This is a genomic window from Rhodococcus coprophilus NBRC 100603, from assembly GCF_001895045.1.
Classification (GTDB): Bacteria; Actinomycetota; Actinomycetes; order Mycobacteriales; family Mycobacteriaceae; genus Rhodococcus; species Rhodococcus coprophilus.
Map to the genome: position 1 here is coordinate 127,743 of NZ_BDAM01000011.1, position 21,179 is coordinate 148,921.

Sequence of the window (21,179 nt, forward strand, 5' to 3'; positions counted from 1 at the left end):
AAGCGGCCCGGGTCAGTTGAAGACGACGGTCTTGCTGTCGTGGACCAGAACGCGGTCCTCGAGATGCCAGCGCAATCCGCGGGCGAGCACGAGCTTCTCCACGTCCCGGCCCTGGCGCACCATGTCGTTGACGCTGTCGTTGTGACTGACCCGGATCACGTCCTGCTCGATGATCGGACCCGCGTCGAGTTCGGCCGTGACGTAGTGGCACGTCGCGCCGATCAGCTTCACCCCGCGTGTGAACGCCTGGTGGTACGGCCGCGCGCCGATGAACGACGGCAGGAAGCTGTGGTGGATGTTGATCGCGCGGCCCGACCAGTGTTCGCACAGCGACTCCGGCAGCACCTGCATGAAGCGCGCGAGCACGACCGCGTGCGGGTCGTGAGCGTCGACGAGTTTGCGGACTTGTTCGAAAGCGGGCCCGCGCTCGGCGGGGTCCTTCGGGAACGACACGTAATGGAAATCGATGCCGTGCCGGCGCGCGACCGACTCGAGCTCGGGGTGGTTCCCGATGACCGCGCACACGTCGGCTTCGAGTTCACCGGCCGCGACCCTGCCGAGGATGTCGTGCAGGCAGTGCGCTTCCTTGCTGACCAGAAGCACGACGCGCTTGCGTTTGCCGGTGTCCGAGAGCGTCCACTCGGTCTCCGGGCCGATCTCCTCGGCCACCGCGGCGAACTTGGTGCGTAGTTCCTCGATCGAGAACGGGATCGACGACGCGCGAACCGCCTGCCGTGTGAAGAACCAGCCGCTGTCCTGGTCGGCGTGATACGCGGCCTCCACGATCGAGCCGCCGACGTCCGCGAGGAACTTCGAGATGCGGGCGACGATCCCGGTCGAGTCCGGGCAACCCAGGGTCAGGACGTAGCGGCGGTTGTCGGTCGAGGAGGCAAGCGTCATGGTTCCGATTGTCTCAGGTGCCCTGGAGCAGCTTCCGCGGGCCGGGTCCTGCCGGTTTCACCCCGATGGTGGCGGACGCCGGACGGTCGCGGTACCGACGAGAGTGGTCGCGTCGACGGTGTGTATGCCGCGCGTGGTGATCGTCTCGGCCAGGTCCTGCCTCACCGAGGCCACTTGCCCGGCGTCCAATCCGGACAATGCGGTCCGCCATCCGGTACCCGCGACAAGCGCCCAGCACAGGTCCTCCGTCGCCGGGATCAGGTTGGACAACGTCCGCACCTCGACGGAATGCGTACCCGCCGCGCCGAGCCATTCCCCGAGGGCTGCGGGGGTGTCGATCCGGCGCAGCGGCGAGTGGTCGTAATCCGGGGCGCGCCGGGCGAAGTCCGGCGAGTGACGGGACGCCACGTCGAACACCGCATCCCTCATCTCCGCCATCGACTCCGAGCGCCACACCGTGACCCCCACCCGTCCACCGGGCCGGACCTGACCGACGAGCCTCGAGAACGCGATGTCCATGTCGGGGAGGAAGAACACGCCGTAGGAGATCGCGAGCACGTCGTACCCTGCCTCGGGCACATCGGACGGCGGTTCCCAGCGCGTCACGTCGGAGCACACGAAGTCGATGTTGGTCAGGGCGCGCGCTTCTGCGAGCAGGCGACCGTGTTCGAGGAGGTCGTCGGCGATGTCGACGCCGTGGACCCGACCGTCCGGACCGGTGGCCATCGCAGCGGGAACGGCGGACGCCCCGGCACCGCAGCATGCGTCGAGCACCGTGTCGCCGGGGCCGACCCCGAGCTGGAATACGAGCGCCTGGCCGGCAGGCCCCCACAGGACGGGCGTGAGGGTGTCGAAGTCGGTGCTCGCGGAATCGAACGTGCGGGCGGTCTCGGACACAGCGCTGGCAGCCGGGTGGTTCGCCCCGGTACCGGGCGGACGATTCTCGTCGGTGTTCACGACCCGGCCTCATCGAGTTCGTAGAACGCGGACGGATACCGGAATTCGCCTGTCATCTCCGGCCGGTAGCCGGTGAGCGGGCGCGCCTGCAGGTGCGATGCCCACTCCGGCACGTCGGGCGTGATCCCGAGATCCGCGGCGGGCACGAACCCGAACCGCGGGTAGTAGTCGAGGTGGCCGAGCAGCACGACGATCGACTCGTCGAGCGCGTCGGCAGCGCCTAGCACAGCGTGCATCAGCGCCGAACCGATTCCGGACCTCGCCATGTCGGGGAGCACCCCGATCGGCCCCAGCGCGAGGGCCGGATACCCGCCGAGATCGCCGCGGGTGACGCACACGTGACCGACGATGCCGTTCGTCACGTGCTCGCACACCAGCGAGAGCCGGGGCAGCCAGTCGGGTCCGTTGCGGAGTGTGTCGACGAGGCCGGGTTCGACCGGGACGAGGCCGGGTGCGGCGACGGCGGCGAAGGCGCCGTGATGGACGTCGGACACAGCACCGAAGTCCGACGGTAGTTCCCGGCGAATGATCACCTCACCGAGTCTGGCCGTACCGCGCGCAACCGGCAACCGCTTTTGCAGTGTGCAAAGCTGGCGGCATGTCCGCCACCACGCTCACCCGCTCGCAGGTCGCCGCGATGATCGACCACACCCTTCTGGCTCCGGAAGCGTCGTCCCAGGCGGTGCGGGCTCTCGTCGACGAGGCCCGGGAACTGGACGTGTATGCCGTGTGCGTGTCGCCGTCGATGCTGCCGTTGCGTGCAGAAGGGCTCGTGATCGCGACCGTGGTGGGGTTCCCGTCGGGCAAGCACCACTCCTTGATCAAGGGTGCGGAAGCGCGGCTGGCGGTCGAGGAGGGGGCACGCGAGGTCGACATGGTCATCGACATCGGTGCCGCGGTCGCCGGGGACTACAACGCGGTGCTCGCGGACATCCTCACGGTCCGTGAGGCGATCGGGTTCGATCCCGTACTCAAGGTGATCATCGAATCCGCGGCGCTGCCGGACGAAGCGATCGTCGAGGTGTGCCGCGCGGCGGCGAATGCCGGCGCGAACTTCGTGAAGACATCGACCGGTTTCCACCCCGCCGGTGGCGCTTCCGAGCACGCGGTGCGTCTGATGGCCGAGACGGTCGGCGGTCGCCTCGGAGTCAAGGCGAGCGGCGGCATTCGCACCGCGGACGCCGCCCTCCGCATGATCGAAGCAGGCGCGACGCGCCTGGGACTCTCGGGAAGCCGCGCCGTTCTCGACGGCTTACCCGACTGACCGTCAGGCCAGCACTCCGCACGACCCCTGGTTCTGCTGCTGTGCGCCCTCCGGATTCTCCGGGAGCACGTAACGCCCGCCGTCGAGGGTGAGCCGGACGCCGGAATCGGTGACCGCCAGCGACGTGGCCTTCATTCCCAGCGGGTACTGCTGCAGCCCGGAGGTCAGGGCTTCGACGATCCCGTCGACGAGAGAATTCGGGAGCCCGAACCCGAGCACCGAGGCGTCGACCGTCTGGACGGTCACCATGCCGTCGGCCACGGTGGGCCGCACCGTGAGTTCGGCCAGTCCGTCGCCGCCCACCACGAACGTCAGCGTCCCGGCTTCGGGGTCCGCGGTGACGTCGCTGATCAGCGCGCCGACGGACTGGGACTGCACCGTGGCGAGTATTCCGCTGGTGGGCCAGTCGACCTCCGCGCTGGAACTGCCGATCGTGCCGGCACCTTCCGCGGTGTCGCGCAGGTCCACGTTCCGGACGACCGCGTGGACCTGCATCTCTTTCGCGGGCCCGAACGCGCTGTCGTCGCTGTCGAGGGTGACGGACGGGACCTGCTTGTCGGCGAGTTGCAGCAGCACCGGTTTCCAGCTCAGGTCCACGTCCACGCCCGTGCCGAGTTCGCTCTCGAACGACTGGGCCAGACAGGTTGTCGCGCGATTGCGGACATAGACCTCGGCGCCGACGAGGGCCGCGACGAGTGCGGCGACGACGATGACGGAGATCGTGACGAGTCGGGTGCGCTTCCTTTGCGTCATGGACGAGATTGTTCCGGACAAGTCTGAGGAAGCTATGAGCGCGCGCACACCGATGACCCGATTATGTGAGATGCAACACAGGAGTTCGGTAGTCTGGGCGCCATGACAGGGTGGGCGGATTCAGAGAGCGACGCAGCCGGGCAGGTCGGTCCCGACGACCTTCTGCGTCAGCTCGCCGTGACTCAGGCCGGGTACTTCACCGCGCGTCAGGCGACCGGGCGCGGCATCGCCGCCGACGGGTTCCGCGCGCGGGTCGAGGCAGGCCTGTGGATCCGGATCGACGCCGAACTGTTCCGGATGAGCGACAGCCCCCACACGAAATTCGACGAGTTCGCGCGGTGGTGTGCCTGGTACGAAGGCGCTGCGGTGGTGTCGCACCAGAGCGCCGCCGACCTCCACGGTATGGGCCACCTGCAGCCACGGTTCCTGCACCTGTCGACGGTGGATCAGCGCACGGTGCCGAGCAACCGGCTCGCGCTGCATCACCGGACGCTGACGGACCGGGACTGCGAAACCGTCGGGTGTTTCCGGGTCACCACACCCGCGCGGACCGCCGTGGATCTCGCCGCCGGCGGGGTATCGCAGGAAGTGCTCGACGAACTCGTCGGAGACGCGATCACCCTCGGGCGCGTCGACTCCGACGAACTGCACGCCGCGGTCGCGGGAGAACCCGCCACCGTGGCCGACCGCATCGCGCTCGCGCTGCTGTCCGCCGGCTGACCGCCGGCCGCGGCTAAGCGGCGACCATTGCGGGAGCGACGACACTCCAAGGCACCGACAGCACACAGTCGCGCATACGGCGGCGCTGCGGCGGAACCGGCCATCCCTGCTCCCGGAGATGATCGAGCGTCGCGCGCCACCGGACTCTCGGCCCGAACGACGCGTAGGGGGCAGCGGTCGCCCAGGCCCGGTCCGCGGCCTGCAGCAACTCGTGAATGCCCTCGCCCGGGACATTCCGGTGGATCAACGCTTTCGGGAGCCGTTCGGCGACATCGGACGGGGTGGAGACGTGGAAGGGACTCCACGCCAGAGTGAGCGAGCGCGGTCCCTCCTCATCGAGCAGTACCCATGCGCAGCGCCGGCCCAGTTCGTCGCAGGTTCCGTCGATGAGGAGCCCGCCGGGTGCAAGTCCTCCGCGCAGTTGCGCCCAGGCCTCGTCCACCGCGTCTTCCGGGTACTGCCGCAACACGTTGAACGCGCGGATCAGGACCGGGCGCAGGCCCGCCAGTTCGAACCCGCCCCGCGCGAACTCCACGCCGTCCCTGCCTGGGACCACCCGGTCGGGGTCGATTTCGAGGCCCACCATTCGTACATCGGGGCGCACCGTCCGGAGACGGGCCGCAAGTTCCAGCGTCGTGACCGGCATCGCGCCGTAACCCAGGTCGACGACAAGAGGATCGGACGCATCTGTGAGCGCGCGCGCGACCTCGGGGTCGTGCATTGCCCAGCGGTCGCTCCGCCGCAATCGATTGATCCCGGTGGTGCCGCGAGTGACGACACCGACCGGGCGCTGTCCGCGCACCCCGGGAGCTACTGCCGACCGAGCCAGTCGGTGGTGATCGCCGCTTCGACGGCGAACACATCGACCAGGTTGGTCAAGATCAAGTCTTCGAGCTTTCCGCCGATCAGCGGCAGATGAACCTTCGCTTCGGAGGAGATGAGCAGGGTGGCGCCGTCCTCGTGACCGAACAGAGTCATCGTGCCGGTCAGGCTCCCCGGACCGGCGGGGACCGACGCTTCGTAGCGCCCCTCGGACCGCTCGTCGAACGGGCCGTAGGTTTCCGTCCGGGTGATCACCATGTCCTTCTTCATCACGGCCCGGGCCGGCTCGGGAAGACTCGACCGGGGGATCACGTGATGCAGGACGACATGGATTCCGTCGGCGGAGACGGCAAATTCTTCGACGTGGTTGTCCGAGTATTTGCGCATCTCACGCGTGCGCGCCTCCCAGTGATCACGGTCGGCGAGTGCCTCGTATACCCGCTTCGGTGGATGCGAGAAGCGGGCAGAGTAGTCGATACGCCGTGACACGGCAGGTCAGGGTACCTGCCGGCGAGGGCTACAAGGAAATCGAGGTCGGCGGTCAGGCGGAGCGGTCGCCGCTGAGCCACGCCGCGGTGAAAGTCTGCTCCGCCGTGAACAGGCCGACGAGCTCGTCGACGATGAGTGCTTCGATCTTGGATCCGAGGAACGGAATCTTCACCTCGACCCGGCCCTCGAAAACGACCATCGACTCGTTGCCGTCGCCCTGGAGTGTCATCGTGCCCTCGACGTGCCCGGGCATCCCGTCGACCCGCGCCGAGAACCGTCCCTGCGCGCGGTCGCCGGTGAGCGGACCCCACGACTCTTCGCGATGGATCACCAGGTCGCCCGGCCGGATGCTCGTCACGACGCTCGGCAGGTGCTCGGCGGGAATGGCCTGCTGAACGACCAGGTCGATGGTGCCGTCTCCGGTCTCGACCGACTCCACGGCCGCGCCGGGTCCGCCGACCTCGGCCAACCGGGTGTGCCAGTACTGCGGGTCGACGAACGTGGCGTGCACCGCCGCGGGGGAGGACGAGTAGGTCACAGAGTGGTCGATAGGGCTGCCCATGCTGGGCACGCTACCGTTTGCGGGTGCTCGATCCACGAATCAGGGCACGGCTTGCCGACGCGGGGGCCGTGATTTCCGAACAGGTACCGCTGTCCAGCCTGACGACGCTGCGTCTCGGCGGGCCTGCCGAGTACCTCGCCGAATGCACGTCCACGGACGCGTTGGTGCAGGTGATCCGGCTCCTCGACCAGCACGAGGTACCGCTGCTCCTCATCGCCGGCGGCTCCAACCTGGTGATCGGTGACGACGGCTTCAAGGGCGTCGTCGTGCGCATCGCGACCGGCGGGATCTCCGTCTCCGATTCTGTCGTGCGCGCGGACGCCGGGGCCGAATGGGACGCAGTCGTAGCGGCGGCCGTCGCCGCCGGAGTGGGCGGGCTCGAGTGCCTGTCGGGGATACCGGGCTCCGCCGGTGCGACTCCGGTGCAGAACGTCGGTGCCTACGGCGTCGAGGTGGGGTCGCTCCTGCGTCGAGTTCATCTACTCGACCGCCTCACGGGTGAGACCCGGTGGGTCGAGCCCGGCGCACTCGGTCTCGGCTACCGCACGAGCGTTCTGAAGCACTCCGACCACGCCGTGGTCCTCGAGATCGAACTCGACGTGCGTGCCGACGGGCTGAGCGCACCGCTCGGGTACCGCGAACTCTCCGCCGCTCTCGGTGCCGAGCAGGGTGAACGCAGGCCCACGGCGCAGGTCCGCGACCACGTTCTGGCGTTGCGACGCGGCAAGGGCATGGTGCTCGATCCCGCCGACCCCGATACGTGGAGCGCCGGGTCGTTCTTCACCAACCCGGTCGTGCCCGAGGATCGCCTTCCCGGAGTTCTCGAGGCGATCGACTCTCGCGTCGGTCCGGGCGTCCGTATTCCGCAGTACCCGGCGGATGGGGGTACGAAGCTCTCGGCGGCCTGGCTCATCGAGCGCGCGGGATTCGCGAAGGGATTTCCCGGGCCGGACGCGCCCGCGAGCCTGTCGACGAAACACACTCTCGCACTGACCAATCGCGGTTCCGCCACCACCGCCGATCTCGTAGCTCTCGCCCGGCAGATCCGCGATCGCGTCGAGGAGGTGTTCGGGGTGCGCCTGCACCCCGAACCCGTCACGGTCGGTTGCGCGATCTGAGACGAGAGTCCGTCAGCTCTGATCCGTGGTGCGGTGGAAACGTCCCGCGCTCGCCTGGTCGCGCGGCTTGACGACGATCTGGTCGAGGTTGACGTGCGAGGGCCGTGACGCGACGAAGCCGATGATGTCGGCGATGTCCTGAGCGACGAGCGGGGTGATGCCCTCGTACACCTTGTCCGCACGCTCCCGATCCCCGTCGAAGCGCACCAGCGAGAATTCCGTTTCGACCGCTCCGGGCGCGATCTCCGTCAACCGGACAGGCTGTCCGAGCAACTCGCCGCGGAGCGTCCGGTGGAGCACGGCCTGTGCGTGTTTCGCGGTCGTGTACCCCGAGCCGTTGTCGTACGCCTCCAGCGCGGCGACCGACGTGATCGTCACGATGAGCCCGTCCCCGGAGGCGATGAGCTTCGGGATGAGCGCCTTGGTGATCCGAAGGGTGCCCAGGACGTTGGTCTCCCACATCCACCGCCAGTCTTCCTCGACGGCCTCGGCGACCGTCGCGAGTCCTTTCGCACCTCCCGCATTGTTGATCAGCACGTCGACACGGGGAAGGACGGTGGTGAACGCGTCGACGGAGTCTTCGTCGGTGACATCGAGTTCGAGTGCGGTGCCGCCGATTTCCTCGGCGAGCCGCTCGAGGCGGTCGAGTCGCCGTGCTCCGACCACGACGTGGAACCCCTGGGCGGCGAGTGTGCGTGCGGTGGCCTCACCGATGCCGGACGATGCTCCGGTGACGACTGCGATACGGGAATCGGGGGAGATGGTCATGGGTTCGATCGTAATGTCGGCCCGGCCAGGGCGGGTCGCGGGACGCGCAACGGCCACGACCGGCGCAACGAGGACACGAATCGTCCGGAATATCGGCGGCTGCGCTCCGACCTGCGAAGACGGCGGGTCGGCGCTAACGTAGGCGTCCATGACGACCACACGGGGGCGTTACAGCTCGGGGGAGCAGACCCGTATCCGGCTCGTGGAAGCCGCCGAACGCCTCTTCGCGCGCCGGGGTTACGACGGGGTCACTCTCGCGGACATCCGCAAGGCCGCCGGGCAGTACAACTCGTCCGTGATCGGGTACTACTTCGGCACGAAGGAAGGGTTGTTGCTCGCGGTGTTCACCCACCGCATTCCCTCCGTCGATTCGGAGCGCACCGCGCTGCTCGCGGAGCTGTCCGCGACGAACGGCCGGTTGTCGACGCGGGATGCGTTGTGGGCGATCGTGAAACCGCTCGCCGGCACCATCGGGCGGAACAATCATTTCGTCGCCCTGCTCGACCGTCTGATGCGCAGCGACAGATTCTCGTCGTACCTACCCCAAGCGCACCCGGCAGCCGGGGAGACCGGCAAGGACGCCGATCTCGCGCTGCGCGCGTCGATCGGGCACCTTCCGGACGACATCGGAAGCCAGCGGCTGGATCTGGTGTACGCCAGTATCCTCGGGCGTCTCGCGCACTACGACCGGCGTGGGCTTCCACCGAAACGTACCGAGCTGACGGCCCTCGTCGACGCGTGGGAGGCATTGCTCCTCGCCCCGGTCTCCGCGGAAACCCACGATGCCCGCCGGGCGTCGTGAAAACGGGCCTGCTCCGCAACTGGACACCCGTTGGTTCTGGTTATAAGTTTGGACCCATGTCGGTCGGTCCCACCTCCACTCCGCGCGTCACGTATGTGACCGCCGCGTTGGGATCACGGCTGCCTCTGGCGCGCGAACTCTGTTGTCGCTGCTGCGGAAAGTAACTTCGCACCGATTCTGATCCGTTTCTCACGGGTCCCTTCACCGGTTCTCCACTCGCCGTCGGTATTCGGTGCGGCCACCTCCTTCTTTCGCCCTATCCCGGATGTCGATCACGCCCGGGACCAGTAGCAAGGAACAGCCGTGACAGCTCCTGCCCTCTCGCCGTCCGCACTTCTCTCTCCGCGTTCCTCGGCACCGCGAGGTGTCTCGCGGCCTGCCGCGCCGGCCCGTGGCCGGAACGCGATCCGTACTCCGTCGTCGCAGGTCAGGATCGTTCCGCCCGACCTCCGGATCGCAGACGGCACGGGTGCCTCCGTCTTTCGGGTCGCCGCGAATCGTGGGCCGATATCTCGCGACGTGATCGCGAAGACCACCGGCGCGAGCATCGCCACAGTCAACAGGCAGGTCACAGCGCTTCTTACCGCCGGCCTGCTCCGCGAACGTGCGGACCTCGCCGAATCCGGTGCGATCGGCCGCCCTCGGGTGCCGGTCGAGGTCGATCACGAGCGATACCTCACCGTCGGGATCCACATCGGTGCCGTAACCACCGGGATCGTGGTCAGTGACCTGCGCGGACGCATCATCGGTGCCGTCGAGGTGCCCACGCCTGCCGGCGACCAGAACATCGCGCTGGCTTCGATCACCGCCAGCGCCAAGGCTTTTGCCGCCCGCTGGCATCGCCGGACTCCGCTGTGGGTCGGAGTCGCACTGGGTGGGCGCGTCGATTCGGTCACCGGACTCGCCGACCATCCCCGCCTGGGATGGTCCGGCGCGCGCGTCGGTGCCGTCGTCGGTGGCGGTTTCGGTCTGCCGATCTCCGTCTCCGCACACGTGGAGGCGATGGCGGCCTCCGAACTTCTTCTGACCCCCGACCGCGACGCCGTCGATCCCAAGGGCACGAGCCTGTACTTCTATGCCCGTGAAACTGTCGGCGTCGCCCTCACATTCGACGGAAAGGTCCACACGCCGACCGGGGGTCCCGGATCGATATCCCACCTACCCACCGGATCGTCCGCCGGGTGCACCTGCGGAGCCGTCGGTTGCCTCGAGGCGACGGTCAGCGACCGGGCGGTGGCGCTGCGTGCGCGCGCCGAAGGGATCCTCGGCGACGGCGACGAGACGACCGTGCAATCCGTCTATCGTCTCGCACGGGCCGGATCCGCACCCGCTCACGACCTGCTCGTCGAGCGCGCCACCGTTCTGGGTCGCACCGTCGGGATGCTCCGGGATCTGTTCAACCCGGATCGCGTCATTCTCGGCGGTCAGGCGTTCACCGAGTACCCGGCCGCAGTGCCGCACGTGGCGAATGCCTTCGCCCGGTCGTCGACCCTGCCCCGCAAGGACATTCGCATCACCGGGTTCGGGAACCGGGTGCAGGCACACGCGGCCGGTGTGGTGTCACTGAGTTCGCTGTACTCCGATCCGCTTGCCGCGATGCGGCGAGCAGCGGGGTAAGCGCACCGACGGCCGGTCAGACCAGGGGAGGCCCGTCGGTGGCGGCGGCGTCCGCTCCCCGTCGGTCCAACTCTGCCCGTGCCCGGTCGAGACCGCCGTGTTCGAGGGCGGCAAGCCGGGATTCGCCGGACCACACCGTCTTTCCGCGCTCGCGCACCGTGACGCTCATCGACCCTGCGAGATGTTCGATCGCGCCCGGGACGTTGCGCCGCTCGGCAGGGAGCGGAACGGGCAGGACGTGAGCCGATCCGAGGGGTGAGGCCGCCGAGATCTCGATGCTCCACCGCCGGTTCCGTCCGTGCAACGACCAGGTCTCGTCGGTGACGTCCGCCCGAACCGGGGAGGTCACGGGATTGCCCAACCGCACGACACGGCCGTCCGGCAACGCCACCACGACCGCGGTCACCTCGGTCCGCAGGGGTCCGGAATGCACCTGACCGCCGGCGAAGGCCACGCATGCCTGCAGCTCGGTGAATCCGTGTGCCTGGCCCCACCACCACGATTCGGGGAAACCGCCCTTCCCCCAGTTCTTTTCGCCGTACACCTGAGCTCCGTCGAGATCCCACTTCTCGTCGCCGAGCACCGCGTACCCCTCGGCGCGTGCCCCGAGAAGCCAGGGATGCCAGTACTGGTTCAACGCAGGTACCGTCTGGAACACGCTCGAGCCGCCGAACCGGCGCCGGGGCCAGGGAACGGTGGGCACGATCCGGACGTCGAGGCGGCCGTCCGAACCGAGATCCATCACGACCCTGTCGGGATCCCCGCGGAACGCGGATCCGGCGGACGCCCCCAGTCGCGCGACGTCCGCCGCCGCTTCGGGATGCGTCGTCGTACGTAGAAATCCTCCGGGATGAGCGGCGAGACCGAGTGTGGCCCAGTGCCCGTCGTCGGAGCGGTTGACCCCACACAGTGCGATGACCACCCGTCCGGTATCGGGCTGGGTGAACCGCCAGAAGTAGCCCTCCATGGCGACACCGTGTGCGACGAGGGGATCACCGAACGGAAGATCCGCGCCGGTCGCACGATAGCGCTCGAGCAGCGACATACTGTTCCCCTCGCCCGCGGATCGGCGTCCTCGAAGCCCCATCGGTTCTCCTTCTGTCGTTGTGGCGCGCTGTCGTTTGTGGCGCGTCGGACCTCTAGAGGGGAAGCGAACTTTCGTGGATACCCGGCGGACCCCCACGCCGCCGGAACCATTCGATGCCGAATGCCGCCCGCAGTTGCTCGTCGGGCATACCCAGCATCGGGCCGAAATCACCGATCTGCGACTCGTGCGCGTGCATCGCCGCCCGTTTGGCGGCGATAGTGGTGGATACGTCGATCGCGGTGGTGAGTTCGTTCTCGGGCAGGCCGAACGTGTCGAGGTCCGGCGGACGCGCGCCCTCCACCATGTCCGGGGCAGCCGCGAACAGACGCTTCAGGTGATCGCGATTCATGGACGACTCGAAGACGGCGTCGTGACCCGTTCGTTCCTCGGCGCGGACGCCGACTCGATGTACCTGGACGTGATCGGGGTGCCCGTAACCGCCGTTCGGGTCGTAGATCGTCACGACGTCTGCACCCTCCTCGTCGATCGCGGCAGCGAGACGTGCGGCGGCCTCGTCGACGTCGACGTTCGCGAACGCACCCGGGGCATCGTTGGCCGGTGTGCCCGCCATCCCGGAGTCGGCGTACCCGAAAGTCACGAGGCGCGACACTCCGAGGGCGTCGGCGGAACGCTCGAGTTCGCGCTGCCTCCGTTCGGCGAGGGTCTCGCCGGGCGCGAGCAGACCGTCCGGGTGCTCCCCGAGAGCACCGTCGGTCGCGACGACGAGGACGACGCGGTGCCCGGCGTCGGCTGCCAGTCGCATGACCCCGCCCGTGGTGAACACCTCGTCGTCGGGGTGCGCGTGAAAGCAGAGGAGAACGCTCATACCGTGCATGCTGGCACGGATGGATGTTCCGTGCGGGATACCCGGGCCGTGAAGCGGCCCGGGAGGCGAAGAGAGACGAGAGAAACACACGTGTCACAAGGGCTGGGCGGCTCGTACCGCGAGTTGTTCGCCGCGCCGGGATCGGTGGCGTTCTGCGCTGCCGGGTTCGTGGCGCGGTTGCCGATCGCGATGGTCGGGATCGGAATCGTCACCATGTTCTCGCAGTTGCGCGGCAACTACGGACTCGGTGGCGCGTTGTCGGCGGTCTTCGCCTTGTCGTATGCGGTGTTCACACCACTGGTGTCGCGGGCCGTGGATCGGCACGGGCAACGCCGGATACTGCCCGCGGCGGCGGTGATCAGTGCGACCGCGATCGTCCTGATGCTGGCGGGTGTGCGGTTCGGCGCACCCGTCGTACTGCTGTTCGTGTGCGCGCTCCCCGCGGGCCTCATGCCGACGATCGGTGCGATGGTCCGGGCGCGGTGGACGGAGTTGTACGGCGGTACCGCCCGGCTCCGGACCGCCTTCGCGCTCGAGGCTGTGATCGACGAGGTGTGTTTCATCGTCGGGCCGGTGTTGTCGGTGGGCCTCGGTGTAGCGGTGTTCCCCGAGGCGGGCCCGCTGCTCGCCGCGATCCTGTTGCTCGTCGGTACGTTCACCCTCGCCGGACTGCGGAAGACCGAACCACCCGTACACCGCCGGCATGCCGACAACCCCCGCGTCAACCTGCTGAGACTGCCCGCGCTGCTGGCGATCATCGCGGTGATGGTCGCGATGGGCGTGGTCTTCGCCGTGATCGACGTCGTCGCGGTCGCCTTCACCGCCGAGCGCGATGCTCCGGGTGCCGCGACCTTTGTGATCGCGTTGTTCGCAACGGGCTCGGCCCTGAGCGGCCTGGTGTTCGGATCGAGGGTCGCGCACTCCGCACCTGCACGACAGTTGCTCGTCGCGACGGCCGCACTGTCCGTGCTGCTTTGGCCCCTGCTGCTCGCCGGAAACGTCCCCGTGCTCGCGTTGTTCTATCTCTTCGCGGGCTGTGCCATCTCGCCCGCGATGATCGTCGCGACCTCCCTGACTCAGCAGATCGTGCCGGCAAGCCAGCTCACCGAGTCCATCACCTGGACGGTCGCGGGCTTGGGGGTCGGTGTGGCCCTGGGTTCCGCGCTGGTGGGGCAGGCCATCGATCGTGTCGGCGTCACCGCAGGGTTCGGGGTCGGCATCGTCGCGGCGCTGGTCGCGACGGGCTGCGCCGCGGGGATCCACCTTCGCTCCCGGATACAGTGACGCGCATGACAGTCCGCGAAGTTCTCAGCGCCGACGGCACCACCCTCGTCTACCGGGCATTCGGTCCCGAAGACGGACAGCCCCTCGTGCTCCTGCACGGCTGGGCCCAGTCCTCGAAATGCTGGGGAGAGTGCGTTCTCGACGCACTGGCCGAGCACTTCCGGGTGGTCGCTGTGGACCTGCGCGGCCACGGGTATTCCGGGGTTCCCGACACCGGCTACGACGACAGCAAGGCCTGGGCTGCGGACGTCGAGGCGGTGTTCGCTGCGGAAGGGGTGTCCGAGCGCAACCCCGCCGTACTGCTCGGCTGGTCCTACGGCGGACTCGTGATCTGTGATTATCTCGCCACGCACGGCTCCGGTGCGGTGAAGGGCGTGATCCTGGTCGGTGCCGTCACGAGCCTCGGCCGCGGGGAGAAGGGCGGACGGATCGGTCCGGCGATGCGCGCCGCGATCCCCGGTGCGATGTCCGAGGACCCGCGAGAAGCGGTCCGCACACTGGGCTCGTTCGGGGATTCGCTGACCGGTCCGGCCGAAGGGAAGGGAGTCGTATCCCAGGCCCTGTTCGGCACGAGCCTGACCACTCCGCCGCGAGTCCGAGCCGCAATGTTCGCCCGCACGGTGAGCAACGACGAGTTGCTGACCGATCTCGACGTTCCCGTCTTCGTGCTCCACGGATCCGACGACTCGGTGGTCGACGTCTCGGCCGCGCACCACGTGGCGTCGTTGACGCCGCACGTCACCGTCTCCATCTGGGACGGCGTGGACCACGGACCGTTCGTCGAGGATCCGGACCGGTTCGTCGACGAGGTCACACGGTTCGTGTCGTCGGTCTGACGGAACTGCCGGTGTGACGCCGGAGCCCGGTCCGCGAGAGGTCGCTGCTCGCCCCGATCACCCGCAGGGCAGTATGGAGGGGTGACCTCCCAGCCCAGCCGTCCGCATCGCGTGGCCGTGATCTCGGTTCACACCTCCCCGCTGGCACAGCCCGGGACCGGGGACGCGGGAGGCATGAACGTATACGTGCTGCAGACCGCGATCGAGCTTGCGCGTCGCGGTGTCGAGGTGGAGATCTTCACCAGGGCGACCTCCTCGTCTGATCCGGCGGTGCAGCACGCTGCCCCCGGGGTTCTCGTCCGCAACATCGCGGCGGGACCGTTCGAGGGGCTCGACAAACACGACCTGCCCACCCAGCTGTGCGCATTCGCGGCGGGTGTCCTGCGCGAGGAAGCACGTCACCCGCAGGGGTACTACGACCTCGTCCACTCCCATTACTGGCTCTCCGGTCAGGTCGGCTGGCTTGCCCGCGACCGCTGGGGAGTGCCGCTCGTGCACACCGCCCACACTCTCGCGGCGGTGAAGAACGCGTCGCTCGCGGCCGGCGACACTCCGGAGCCGGCGGCCCGCCAGATCGGCGAACAGCAGGTCGTCGCGGAGGCGGACCGGATGGTCGCGAACACTGCGGACGAAGCTGCCCAGCTCGAGCGGATCTACGGTGCCGACCCGTCGCGGATCGACGTAGTGGCCCCGGGGGCCGACCTGTCGCGCTACCGTCCCGGCGACCGTGACGCTGCGCGGGCGGAACTCGGGCTCGATCCCCGCGAGACGGTGGTGACCTTCGTCGGCCGGATCCAGCCGCTGAAGGCTCCCGACGTGCTGCTGCGGGCCGCTGCCCGCGCCGTCGCCGACGCTCCGGATCTGCCACTGCGGGTGCTCGTCGTCGGCGGACCTTCGGGCACCGGGCTGGAGCGTCCGGACGCGTTGATCGAACTCGCGTCCGAGCTGGGCATCGCGCCTCGCGTCGACTTTCTGCCGCCGCAGCCCGCCGACCGTCTGGCCCAGGTCTATCGCGCGTCGGATCTGGTCGCCGTACCGAGCTATTCGGAGTCCTTCGGGCTCGTCGCCATCGAGGCGCAGGCGTGCGGAACACCGGTGCTCGCGGCGAATGTCGGCGGGCTCGGCGTCGCGGTCAGGGACGGGCAGACGGGCGTGCTCGTCGACGGGCATCGCATCGACGATTGGGCTGCGGCGCTGCGGTCTCTGGTGAGTGACCCCGCACGGTTGAAGGCTCTCGCCGCGGCGGCGCCGAAGCATGCCGAGGGCTTTTCGTGGGAACACACCGCAGACGGGTTGATCGACAGTTACCGGAAGGCAGGCATGAGGCGAAACCGGGCATTCGGGACCAGTGAGTACGCACTTCGGCGGCAGCGCGGACTGTGGAAGCTGCGGCGAGCAGGGGGAGTCAAGGCATGACCGACCAGCTCGTCGAACGGATCGAATCCACGCTGCGCGACCGCGAGATCGAGTTCTCCCGCAAAGAGGGCGGCCATGTCGTCGTCGACCTGCCGGGTGAGAACAAGCTCAAGACCACGGTTCTGCTCTCGGCAGGCAACCATGGTGTCCGGGTCGAAGCGTTCGTCTGCCGCAAGCCCGACGAGAACTTCGAAGACGTATTCCGGTATCTGCTGCGCCGGAACCGTCGCCTCTACGGCGTGGCGTACACGCTCGACAAGGCGGGGGACATCTACCTCGTCGGCCGGATCGCCGAGCACGCCGTGACACCCGACGAACTCGATGCGGTGCTCGGGCAGGTCCTCGAAGCCGCCGATTACGACTTCAACATCATCGTCGGTATCGGATTCATCTCATCGATCAAGCGAGAGTGGGAATGGCGTGTCTCCCGCGGTGAACCTCTGCGTAATCTCGAGCCTTTCCGGCACCTGATCGAGGAGCGGACCGGCGTCGCGTTCGATCCCGAAATCGGTGACAACACACCGGGAGACGACGTTCCCCGGCCGTAATCCCCGTCCGATTTGCGAGGCATATCCCGGTCGAAAGTATGACGCTGGTCACATAAGACAACAGGATTCACGGTCCCCAGGCGACCCGGTTCTTCCGGTCGAACTGGGGATTTTCCGTTGTGCGGCCGTTATTTCGGTACGGGTGTGCAGGAAAACTGTGCCGTGACCACTCCGTGATAATCGCTTACCGTCGTTGTAGGCCCGAAATGAACGGGCGTTACGCACCGGCCCCGCCGCGCCGCCTCTCTGCCCCGCGGGTTGTTCGGAAATCACAAGAAATCAGGGCAGAGCGAGATCTGCGATCACGGATCGGAAAACATCGACCGGATCGCCAGGCGTAAGCCGTCTCGTACGCAGCAGGAGAGGATTCACTCACATGGCCAAGTTCGACATCAAGCGCACCCTCGGCACCGTCGCTGCCACCGCAGCCCTCGTTGTCACCCCCTTCGCTCTGGGAACCGGTACTGCGAACGCAGCGTCCGGCAACTGGGACGCGGTGGCTCAGTGCGAGAGTGGCGGCAACTGGGCGATCAACACCGGAAACGGCTACTACGGCGGCCTGCAGTTCTCGCAGAGCACCTGGGAGGCCTACGGCGGTACGGGATACGCGCACAACGCGTCCCGTGACGAGCAGATCCGCGTCGCCGAGAACGTGCTGGCAGGCCAGGGACCGGGCGCGTGGCCGGTCTGCGGTCAGTACCTCTGATCCTTCGGACCTCGAGGTCCGACCTTCGGTCACCGGAGCCCTGTGCGCGACATCCTTCGTGCGCAGGGCTTTTCGGTGTTCCGAGTCTCACCGAGCCGCTCCGGTCTGCCCGAAGAGGCCTTGCCGAATCGGTGTGAGGCCGATCACATCCGTGCGGTATCGTTGCGCGCGACCCAACGGCACGGTGTGCCGACGCGATCAGCTCGGAGGAGAAAACATGAGTTTCCGCAGCCCTTTTCCCGATGTCGATGTTCCCGCGCTGAGCGTCTACGACTTCCTGTTCGGCTCGATCGACGAAGCCGACCTCGACAGGTCTGCGCTGATCGACGGACCGTCCGGGGCTGTGACTGATTACCGCACGCTCATCGCACAGGTGGACGGGATCGCCGGCGCACTCGCGGCGCGGGGCATCGGTGTCGGCGATGTAGTGGGCCTGCTTTCGCCGAACGTTCCGGCGTTTGCCGCCGTGTTCCACGGGATCCTGCGCTCCGGTGCCACTGCCACCACGATCAACGCGCTCTACACCGCCGCGGACATCGTCAAGCAACTCGAAGATTCCGGTGCCAAAGCCGTGCTGACCGTCTCGCCGCTGCTGCCGCAGGCGGCCGAGGCGGCAGAGGCGGTGGGGATCCCCGCCGACCTGCTCATCGTGCTCGACGGCGCCGAAGGCCACCCCTCGCTTCGGGACCTGCTCGCAGAGCGAGCCCCCGCTCCCGAGGTGAGCTTCGACCCGGCGACGCACCTTGCGGTACTGCCGTATTCGTCGGGGACCACCGGCCGGCCCAAGGGCGTCATGCTGACGCATCGCAACCTCGTCGCCAATGTGTGCCAGATCAACCCGCGGATGGGAATCGGTCGCGACGATCGAGTGCTGGCGTTGCTGCCGTTCTTCCACATCTACGGCATGACCGTTCTGCTCAACGCGGCACTGTCGAATCGGGCGACGCTCGTGACGATGCCGAAATTCGACCTCGTCGAGTTTCTCTCCCTCATCTCCGAACGCAAGTGCACGTACATCTTCATCGCTCCGCCGGTCGCAGTGGCGCTCGCGAAGCACCCGCTCGTCGACCAGTACGACCTGTCGAGCATCCATACCGTGTTCTCGGGGGCGGCGCCCCTCGACAAGGCGCTGGGCGGGGCGGTCGCCGCACGCCTCGGCTGCAACGTGCGCCAGGGTTACGGAATGTCCGAAATGAGCCCGGTGTCCCATGCAATTCCGTTCTCCGACAACGAGACCCCGCTGGACTCGGTCGGATTCACGGTGCCGAACATGGAATGCAAGATCGTCGATCCGGCGACCGGGGAAGAAGTCGAGTATCCCACCGGGGACGGAGTCTCCGCAGCGGGCGAACTGTGGTGCAAGGGGCCGAACGTCATGGCCGGGTATCTCGGAAACGACGAAGCGACGGCCGAGACGCTCGATGCCGACGGCTACCTGCACACCGGGGACATCGCCACTGTGGATGCGCACGGGGTGGTCCGGATCGTCGACCGGCTGAAGGAACTGATCAAGTACAAGGGCTATCAGGTGCCGCCTGCGGAACTCGAGGCGTTGCTGCTGACCCATCCGCAGATCGCAGACGCCGCGGTAATCGGCGTCCTCGACGAGGACGGGGAAGAAGTCCCGAAGGCATTCGTTGTGCGACAGCCTGATTCGTCGCTGACCGAGGACGAGGTGATCGCGTTCGTCGCCGACCGCGTCTCGCCGTACAAGAAGGTGCGGCGAGTGCAGTTCATCGACGTCGTGCCGAAGTCTGCCGCGGGCAAGATTCTCCGCAAGGATCTGCGGGCGCCGACCGCGTAGGCGCAGGGCATCGAATACAGGTCCGGCCGCGAGAATGCTCGCGGCCGGACCTGTATTCGTGGACGGCCCCGCGGAAATCATCCCGCCAGGACGTGGGGCAACCCGGCGCGATACCGGTCGAGATCGATGCGCCGGAAGGGTTCGAGTTCGGGCGGCTCGTGGAGCCGGTACATCGCAGGAGCGGCAGCCGGAGAACCTGCTGCAGCGAGCAGCGCAGACACCGCGGATCGCGCGGATTCATTCGCGGATTCCATTGTGGCCAAGTCGATGTCGGTGCGTACGTAGTCACCGGCGAGAAACAGATTGGGAATGGCGGTGTGTGCCTCCGGCCGGTTCTTCCGCGACCCGGCGGTATTGATGAGCAACGGCGTGTCGTTGGTGTTCCGTCCGGTCGTGGCGTTCCAGCGCACCCCCGGATCGAGGAACCACGACACGAGGTCTTCGTCCCGCAGCGCGGGCTCGCCCACGTCGTTGAGGCACTGCTGCATCTGCGCCCAGGTCTCGCGTGCGATTTCCTCGGGCGTGCAGTCCTTGGCGATCTTGCCGTAGAGAATGCCCGGGGTGTCCCAGTCGGAGATGTCGACGGACAGGCAGTCGTGGGTGTTGCCGTCGCCGTAGCGCGATGCGAAGTCGCCTCGCCAGAACTGTGCCTGACTGATCGACGTCAGTGCCCAGGGCGTGCCGAGATAGGCCACGTGCCCCTGCGCGATCCGGGAGCGTTCGCGGAGGAAGTACTGGATACCCACCATCCAGTCGGTCGTCAGATGACGCATGAGTTCGAGGCGGGGATCGGCATCGAGGATGGTCGGCGACCACAGGGACACTGCGCGCTCGACCGGCATCGCGGAGACGAACCAGTCGGCGTCGGCCACCGCCCGGCTTCCCGAACCGTGTGCCATGCGTGCCCCGGTGATCCGTCCTCCGGACAACTCGATCGACTCGGCGCGCCAGCCCATTTCGATTTTGACGCCGAGGTCCTGCAGGAGTCGCGCCCAGGGGTCGATCCAGGCTTCGTTGGTGGGGGCCGAGAGCAATCTGTCGAGATGCCCGTAGGCGGGGACGGTACCCAGGGCGTTCCAGACGAACGCCTGGCCCATGACGCCGATGGTGCGGGTGGAAGCGGACTGCGGCCGCGCGGCGACCAGTTGCCGTGTCAGTGCCGAGACGAGGATGTCGCGGTAGCCCTGCGACTTGCCGTCCGCCTCGAGGGTCTGTGACCACGTCTGGTGTTCCCACTCGTCGTCGCGGCGTTCGATGCAACTCGTCAGGAACATCACGAGTTTGCGGGTGAACAGCGCGAGTTCGTGGGGTGGGATGGCGCCGCCGAGAGAAAAGACGGCACCGAGCGATTGCTGGAGCGACTCGAGGTCGTAGACGTCGAGTCGCAGCGGTGAGATCGAGGCCGGGGCGGTGAGATCCGGCCCACCCGGGATGGACAGCCGGAAGGCCGGACCGGAAACGAGATTGTCGAACACCCCGTTCGCGTTGCCGGTGAAGGGGATTCGGCGCATCGTATCCGGGATGTGCTGGTAGAAGCCGGGAAAGAAGCGGAAGCCGTGCTCTCCCGGGAGGTCGAGGCGACCGCCCGTGCCGGTGCCGGGCGAGGGCATACTGCGCGCCTTCCCGCCGAGAGCGGTCGGCTCGTAGACGGTGACTTCGAATCCGCGCTCGACGAGTTCGTGCGCGGCGGTGAGCCCGGCCATTCCACCGCCCAGGATCGCGACCCGGCGGCCCGTCGAGTGGACGGCCGGTGCCCGGCGTCCCGGGCTGGTCGCGCCCGCTCCCGGTGGACGGGCCGCGGCTGCGGACGGAAGTGCGGCGGCGGCGCCGAGAGCGCCCAGCGCGGTGAGGACGGAGCGACGGGACAGGCGTGCATCTGGCATGGAATCCCCCAGGTCGG

Annotated in this window: 21 protein-coding genes and 1 pseudogene; 11 read left to right on the forward strand and 11 right to left on the reverse strand. The window is 67.9% G+C overall.

From position 1 onward, the window contains the following. Positions 1–12: 12 nt before the first annotated feature. Genes purU through RDCOP1_RS19140 form a run of 3 tightly spaced genes read right to left on the reverse strand, consistent with a single transcriptional unit; the run spans position 13 to position 2,390 of the window. The gene (gene purU, locus RDCOP1_RS19130; RefSeq protein ID WP_072704211.1) at positions 13–900 is read right to left on the reverse strand and encodes a formyltetrahydrofolate deformylase; all 888 of its coding nucleotides are present in this window, start codon (positions 898–900) and stop codon (positions 13–15) included. Between the two features lie 57 nt (positions 901–957). After that, positions 958–1,797, reverse strand: a complete 840-nt coding sequence (locus tag RDCOP1_RS19135) for a class I SAM-dependent methyltransferase (protein WP_072704665.1) — start codon at positions 1,795–1,797, stop codon at positions 958–960. Positions 1,798–1,853: 56 nt separating this feature from the next. Continuing rightward, the gene (locus RDCOP1_RS19140) at positions 1,854–2,390 is read right to left on the reverse strand and encodes a GNAT family N-acetyltransferase (RefSeq protein ID WP_072704213.1); all 537 of its coding nucleotides are present in this window, start codon (positions 2,388–2,390) and stop codon (positions 1,854–1,856) included. Between the two features lie 65 nt (positions 2,391–2,455). Between RDCOP1_RS19140 and deoC the strand changes: the two genes are divergently transcribed. Continuing rightward, positions 2,456–3,121 (forward strand): deoxyribose-phosphate aldolase, encoded by a 666-nt coding sequence (deoC, locus tag RDCOP1_RS19145; protein ID WP_072704216.1) that lies wholly within the window; start codon positions 2,456–2,458, stop codon positions 3,119–3,121. Positions 3,122–3,124: 3 nt separating this feature from the next. On the opposite strand, the gene RDCOP1_RS19150 is transcribed toward deoC, so the two are convergent. Next, positions 3,125–3,874, reverse strand: coding sequence for an LmeA family phospholipid-binding protein (locus RDCOP1_RS19150; RefSeq protein ID WP_072704219.1), 750 nt, complete (start codon positions 3,872–3,874; stop codon positions 3,125–3,127). Between the two features lie 102 nt (positions 3,875–3,976). Between RDCOP1_RS19150 and RDCOP1_RS19155 the strand changes: the two genes are divergently transcribed. Continuing rightward, complete coding sequence (locus tag RDCOP1_RS19155) at positions 3,977–4,594, forward strand: type IV toxin-antitoxin system AbiEi family antitoxin domain-containing protein (protein WP_072704222.1); 618 nt, start codon at positions 3,977–3,979, stop codon at positions 4,592–4,594. 13 nt (positions 4,595–4,607) lie between these two features. On the opposite strand, the gene RDCOP1_RS19160 is transcribed toward RDCOP1_RS19155, so the two are convergent. From RDCOP1_RS19160 to RDCOP1_RS19170, 3 genes are read right to left on the reverse strand one after another with little or no spacing between them, the layout of a single operon-like run. Next, positions 4,608–5,396: an SAM-dependent methyltransferase gene (locus RDCOP1_RS19160; protein ID WP_072704226.1), complete on the reverse strand. Its 789-nt coding sequence runs from the start codon at positions 5,394–5,396 to the stop codon at positions 4,608–4,610. Between the two features lie 8 nt (positions 5,397–5,404). Then, entirely contained in the window at positions 5,405–5,905 is a 501-nt protein-coding gene (locus RDCOP1_RS19165; protein WP_072704229.1) for a DUF2505 domain-containing protein, read from the reverse strand. A gap of 52 nt (positions 5,906–5,957) precedes the next feature. Beyond that, positions 5,958–6,467, reverse strand: coding sequence for a DUF2505 domain-containing protein (locus RDCOP1_RS19170; protein WP_072704232.1), 510 nt, complete (start codon positions 6,465–6,467; stop codon positions 5,958–5,960). A 23-nt stretch (positions 6,468–6,490) separates the two neighbouring features. Between RDCOP1_RS19170 and RDCOP1_RS19175 the strand changes: the two genes are divergently transcribed. Then, positions 6,491–7,585 (forward strand): UDP-N-acetylmuramate dehydrogenase, encoded by a 1,095-nt coding sequence (locus tag RDCOP1_RS19175; RefSeq protein WP_072704235.1) that lies wholly within the window; start codon positions 6,491–6,493, stop codon positions 7,583–7,585. 12 nt (positions 7,586–7,597) lie between these two features. Here RDCOP1_RS19175 and RDCOP1_RS19180 read toward each other — a convergent pair whose 3' ends face one another. Beyond that, positions 7,598–8,353 carry an SDR family NAD(P)-dependent oxidoreductase gene (locus RDCOP1_RS19180; protein WP_072704668.1) on the reverse strand — a complete coding sequence of 252 codons (756 nt, stop codon included), beginning with the start codon at positions 8,351–8,353 and terminating at the stop codon, positions 7,598–7,600. Positions 8,354–8,501: 148 nt separating this feature from the next. Between RDCOP1_RS19180 and RDCOP1_RS19185 the strand changes: the two genes are divergently transcribed. Then, positions 8,502–9,155, forward strand: coding sequence for a TetR/AcrR family transcriptional regulator (locus RDCOP1_RS19185; RefSeq protein ID WP_072704237.1), 654 nt, complete (start codon positions 8,502–8,504; stop codon positions 9,153–9,155). 405 nt (positions 9,156–9,560) lie between these two features. Then, positions 9,561–10,772 carry an ROK family transcriptional regulator gene (locus RDCOP1_RS19190; RefSeq protein ID WP_371836835.1) on the forward strand — a complete coding sequence of 404 codons (1,212 nt, stop codon included), beginning with the start codon at positions 9,561–9,563 and terminating at the stop codon, positions 10,770–10,772. Positions 10,773–10,788: 16 nt separating this feature from the next. On the opposite strand, the gene RDCOP1_RS19195 is transcribed toward RDCOP1_RS19190, so the two are convergent. Beyond that, entirely contained in the window at positions 10,789–11,817 is a 1,029-nt protein-coding gene (locus tag RDCOP1_RS19195) for a tocopherol cyclase family protein (RefSeq protein ID WP_072704243.1), read from the reverse strand. Positions 11,818–11,911: 94 nt separating this feature from the next. Further along, positions 11,912–12,685 carry a PIG-L family deacetylase gene (locus RDCOP1_RS19200; RefSeq protein WP_072704671.1) on the reverse strand — a complete coding sequence of 258 codons (774 nt, stop codon included), beginning with the start codon at positions 12,683–12,685 and terminating at the stop codon, positions 11,912–11,914. 102 nt (positions 12,686–12,787) lie between these two features. Between RDCOP1_RS19200 and RDCOP1_RS19205 the strand changes: the two genes are divergently transcribed. The 6 genes and pseudogenes from RDCOP1_RS19205 (at position 12,788) to RDCOP1_RS19230 (ending at position 19,279) form a co-directional block, all read left to right on the forward strand. Next, a complete protein-coding gene (locus RDCOP1_RS19205; protein WP_072704674.1) occupies positions 12,788–13,969 on the forward strand; it encodes an MFS transporter in 1,182 nt (393 codons plus the stop codon). Between the two features lie 5 nt (positions 13,970–13,974). Then, entirely contained in the window at positions 13,975–14,805 is an 831-nt protein-coding gene (locus RDCOP1_RS19210; protein ID WP_072704246.1) for an alpha/beta fold hydrolase, read from the forward strand. 81 nt (positions 14,806–14,886) lie between these two features. Beyond that, a complete protein-coding gene (gene mshA / locus RDCOP1_RS19215; RefSeq protein ID WP_072704249.1) occupies positions 14,887–16,221 on the forward strand; it encodes a D-inositol-3-phosphate glycosyltransferase in 1,335 nt (444 codons plus the stop codon). Next, on the forward strand, positions 16,218–16,769 hold the full coding sequence (locus RDCOP1_RS19220; protein WP_072704252.1) for a type III secretion system chaperone family protein: 552 nt from the start codon (positions 16,218–16,220) through the stop codon (positions 16,767–16,769). The genes mshA and RDCOP1_RS19220 overlap by 4 nt, the downstream gene beginning before the upstream one ends. Before the next feature lie 376 nt (positions 16,770–17,145). Then, positions 17,146–17,472 (forward strand): annotated as a pseudogene (locus RDCOP1_RS19225) (transglycosylase family protein); the annotation flags it as partial. A 220-nt stretch (positions 17,473–17,692) separates the two neighbouring features. Beyond that, a complete protein-coding gene (locus RDCOP1_RS19230; protein ID WP_072704258.1) occupies positions 17,693–19,279 on the forward strand; it encodes a 4-coumarate--CoA ligase family protein in 1,587 nt (528 codons plus the stop codon). Positions 19,280–19,356: 77 nt separating this feature from the next. Here RDCOP1_RS19230 and RDCOP1_RS19235 read toward each other — a convergent pair whose 3' ends face one another. Then, complete coding sequence (locus RDCOP1_RS19235; protein ID WP_072704676.1) at positions 19,357–21,162, reverse strand: hydroxysqualene dehydroxylase; 1,806 nt, start codon at positions 21,160–21,162, stop codon at positions 19,357–19,359. Positions 21,163–21,179: the final 17 nt, after the last annotated feature.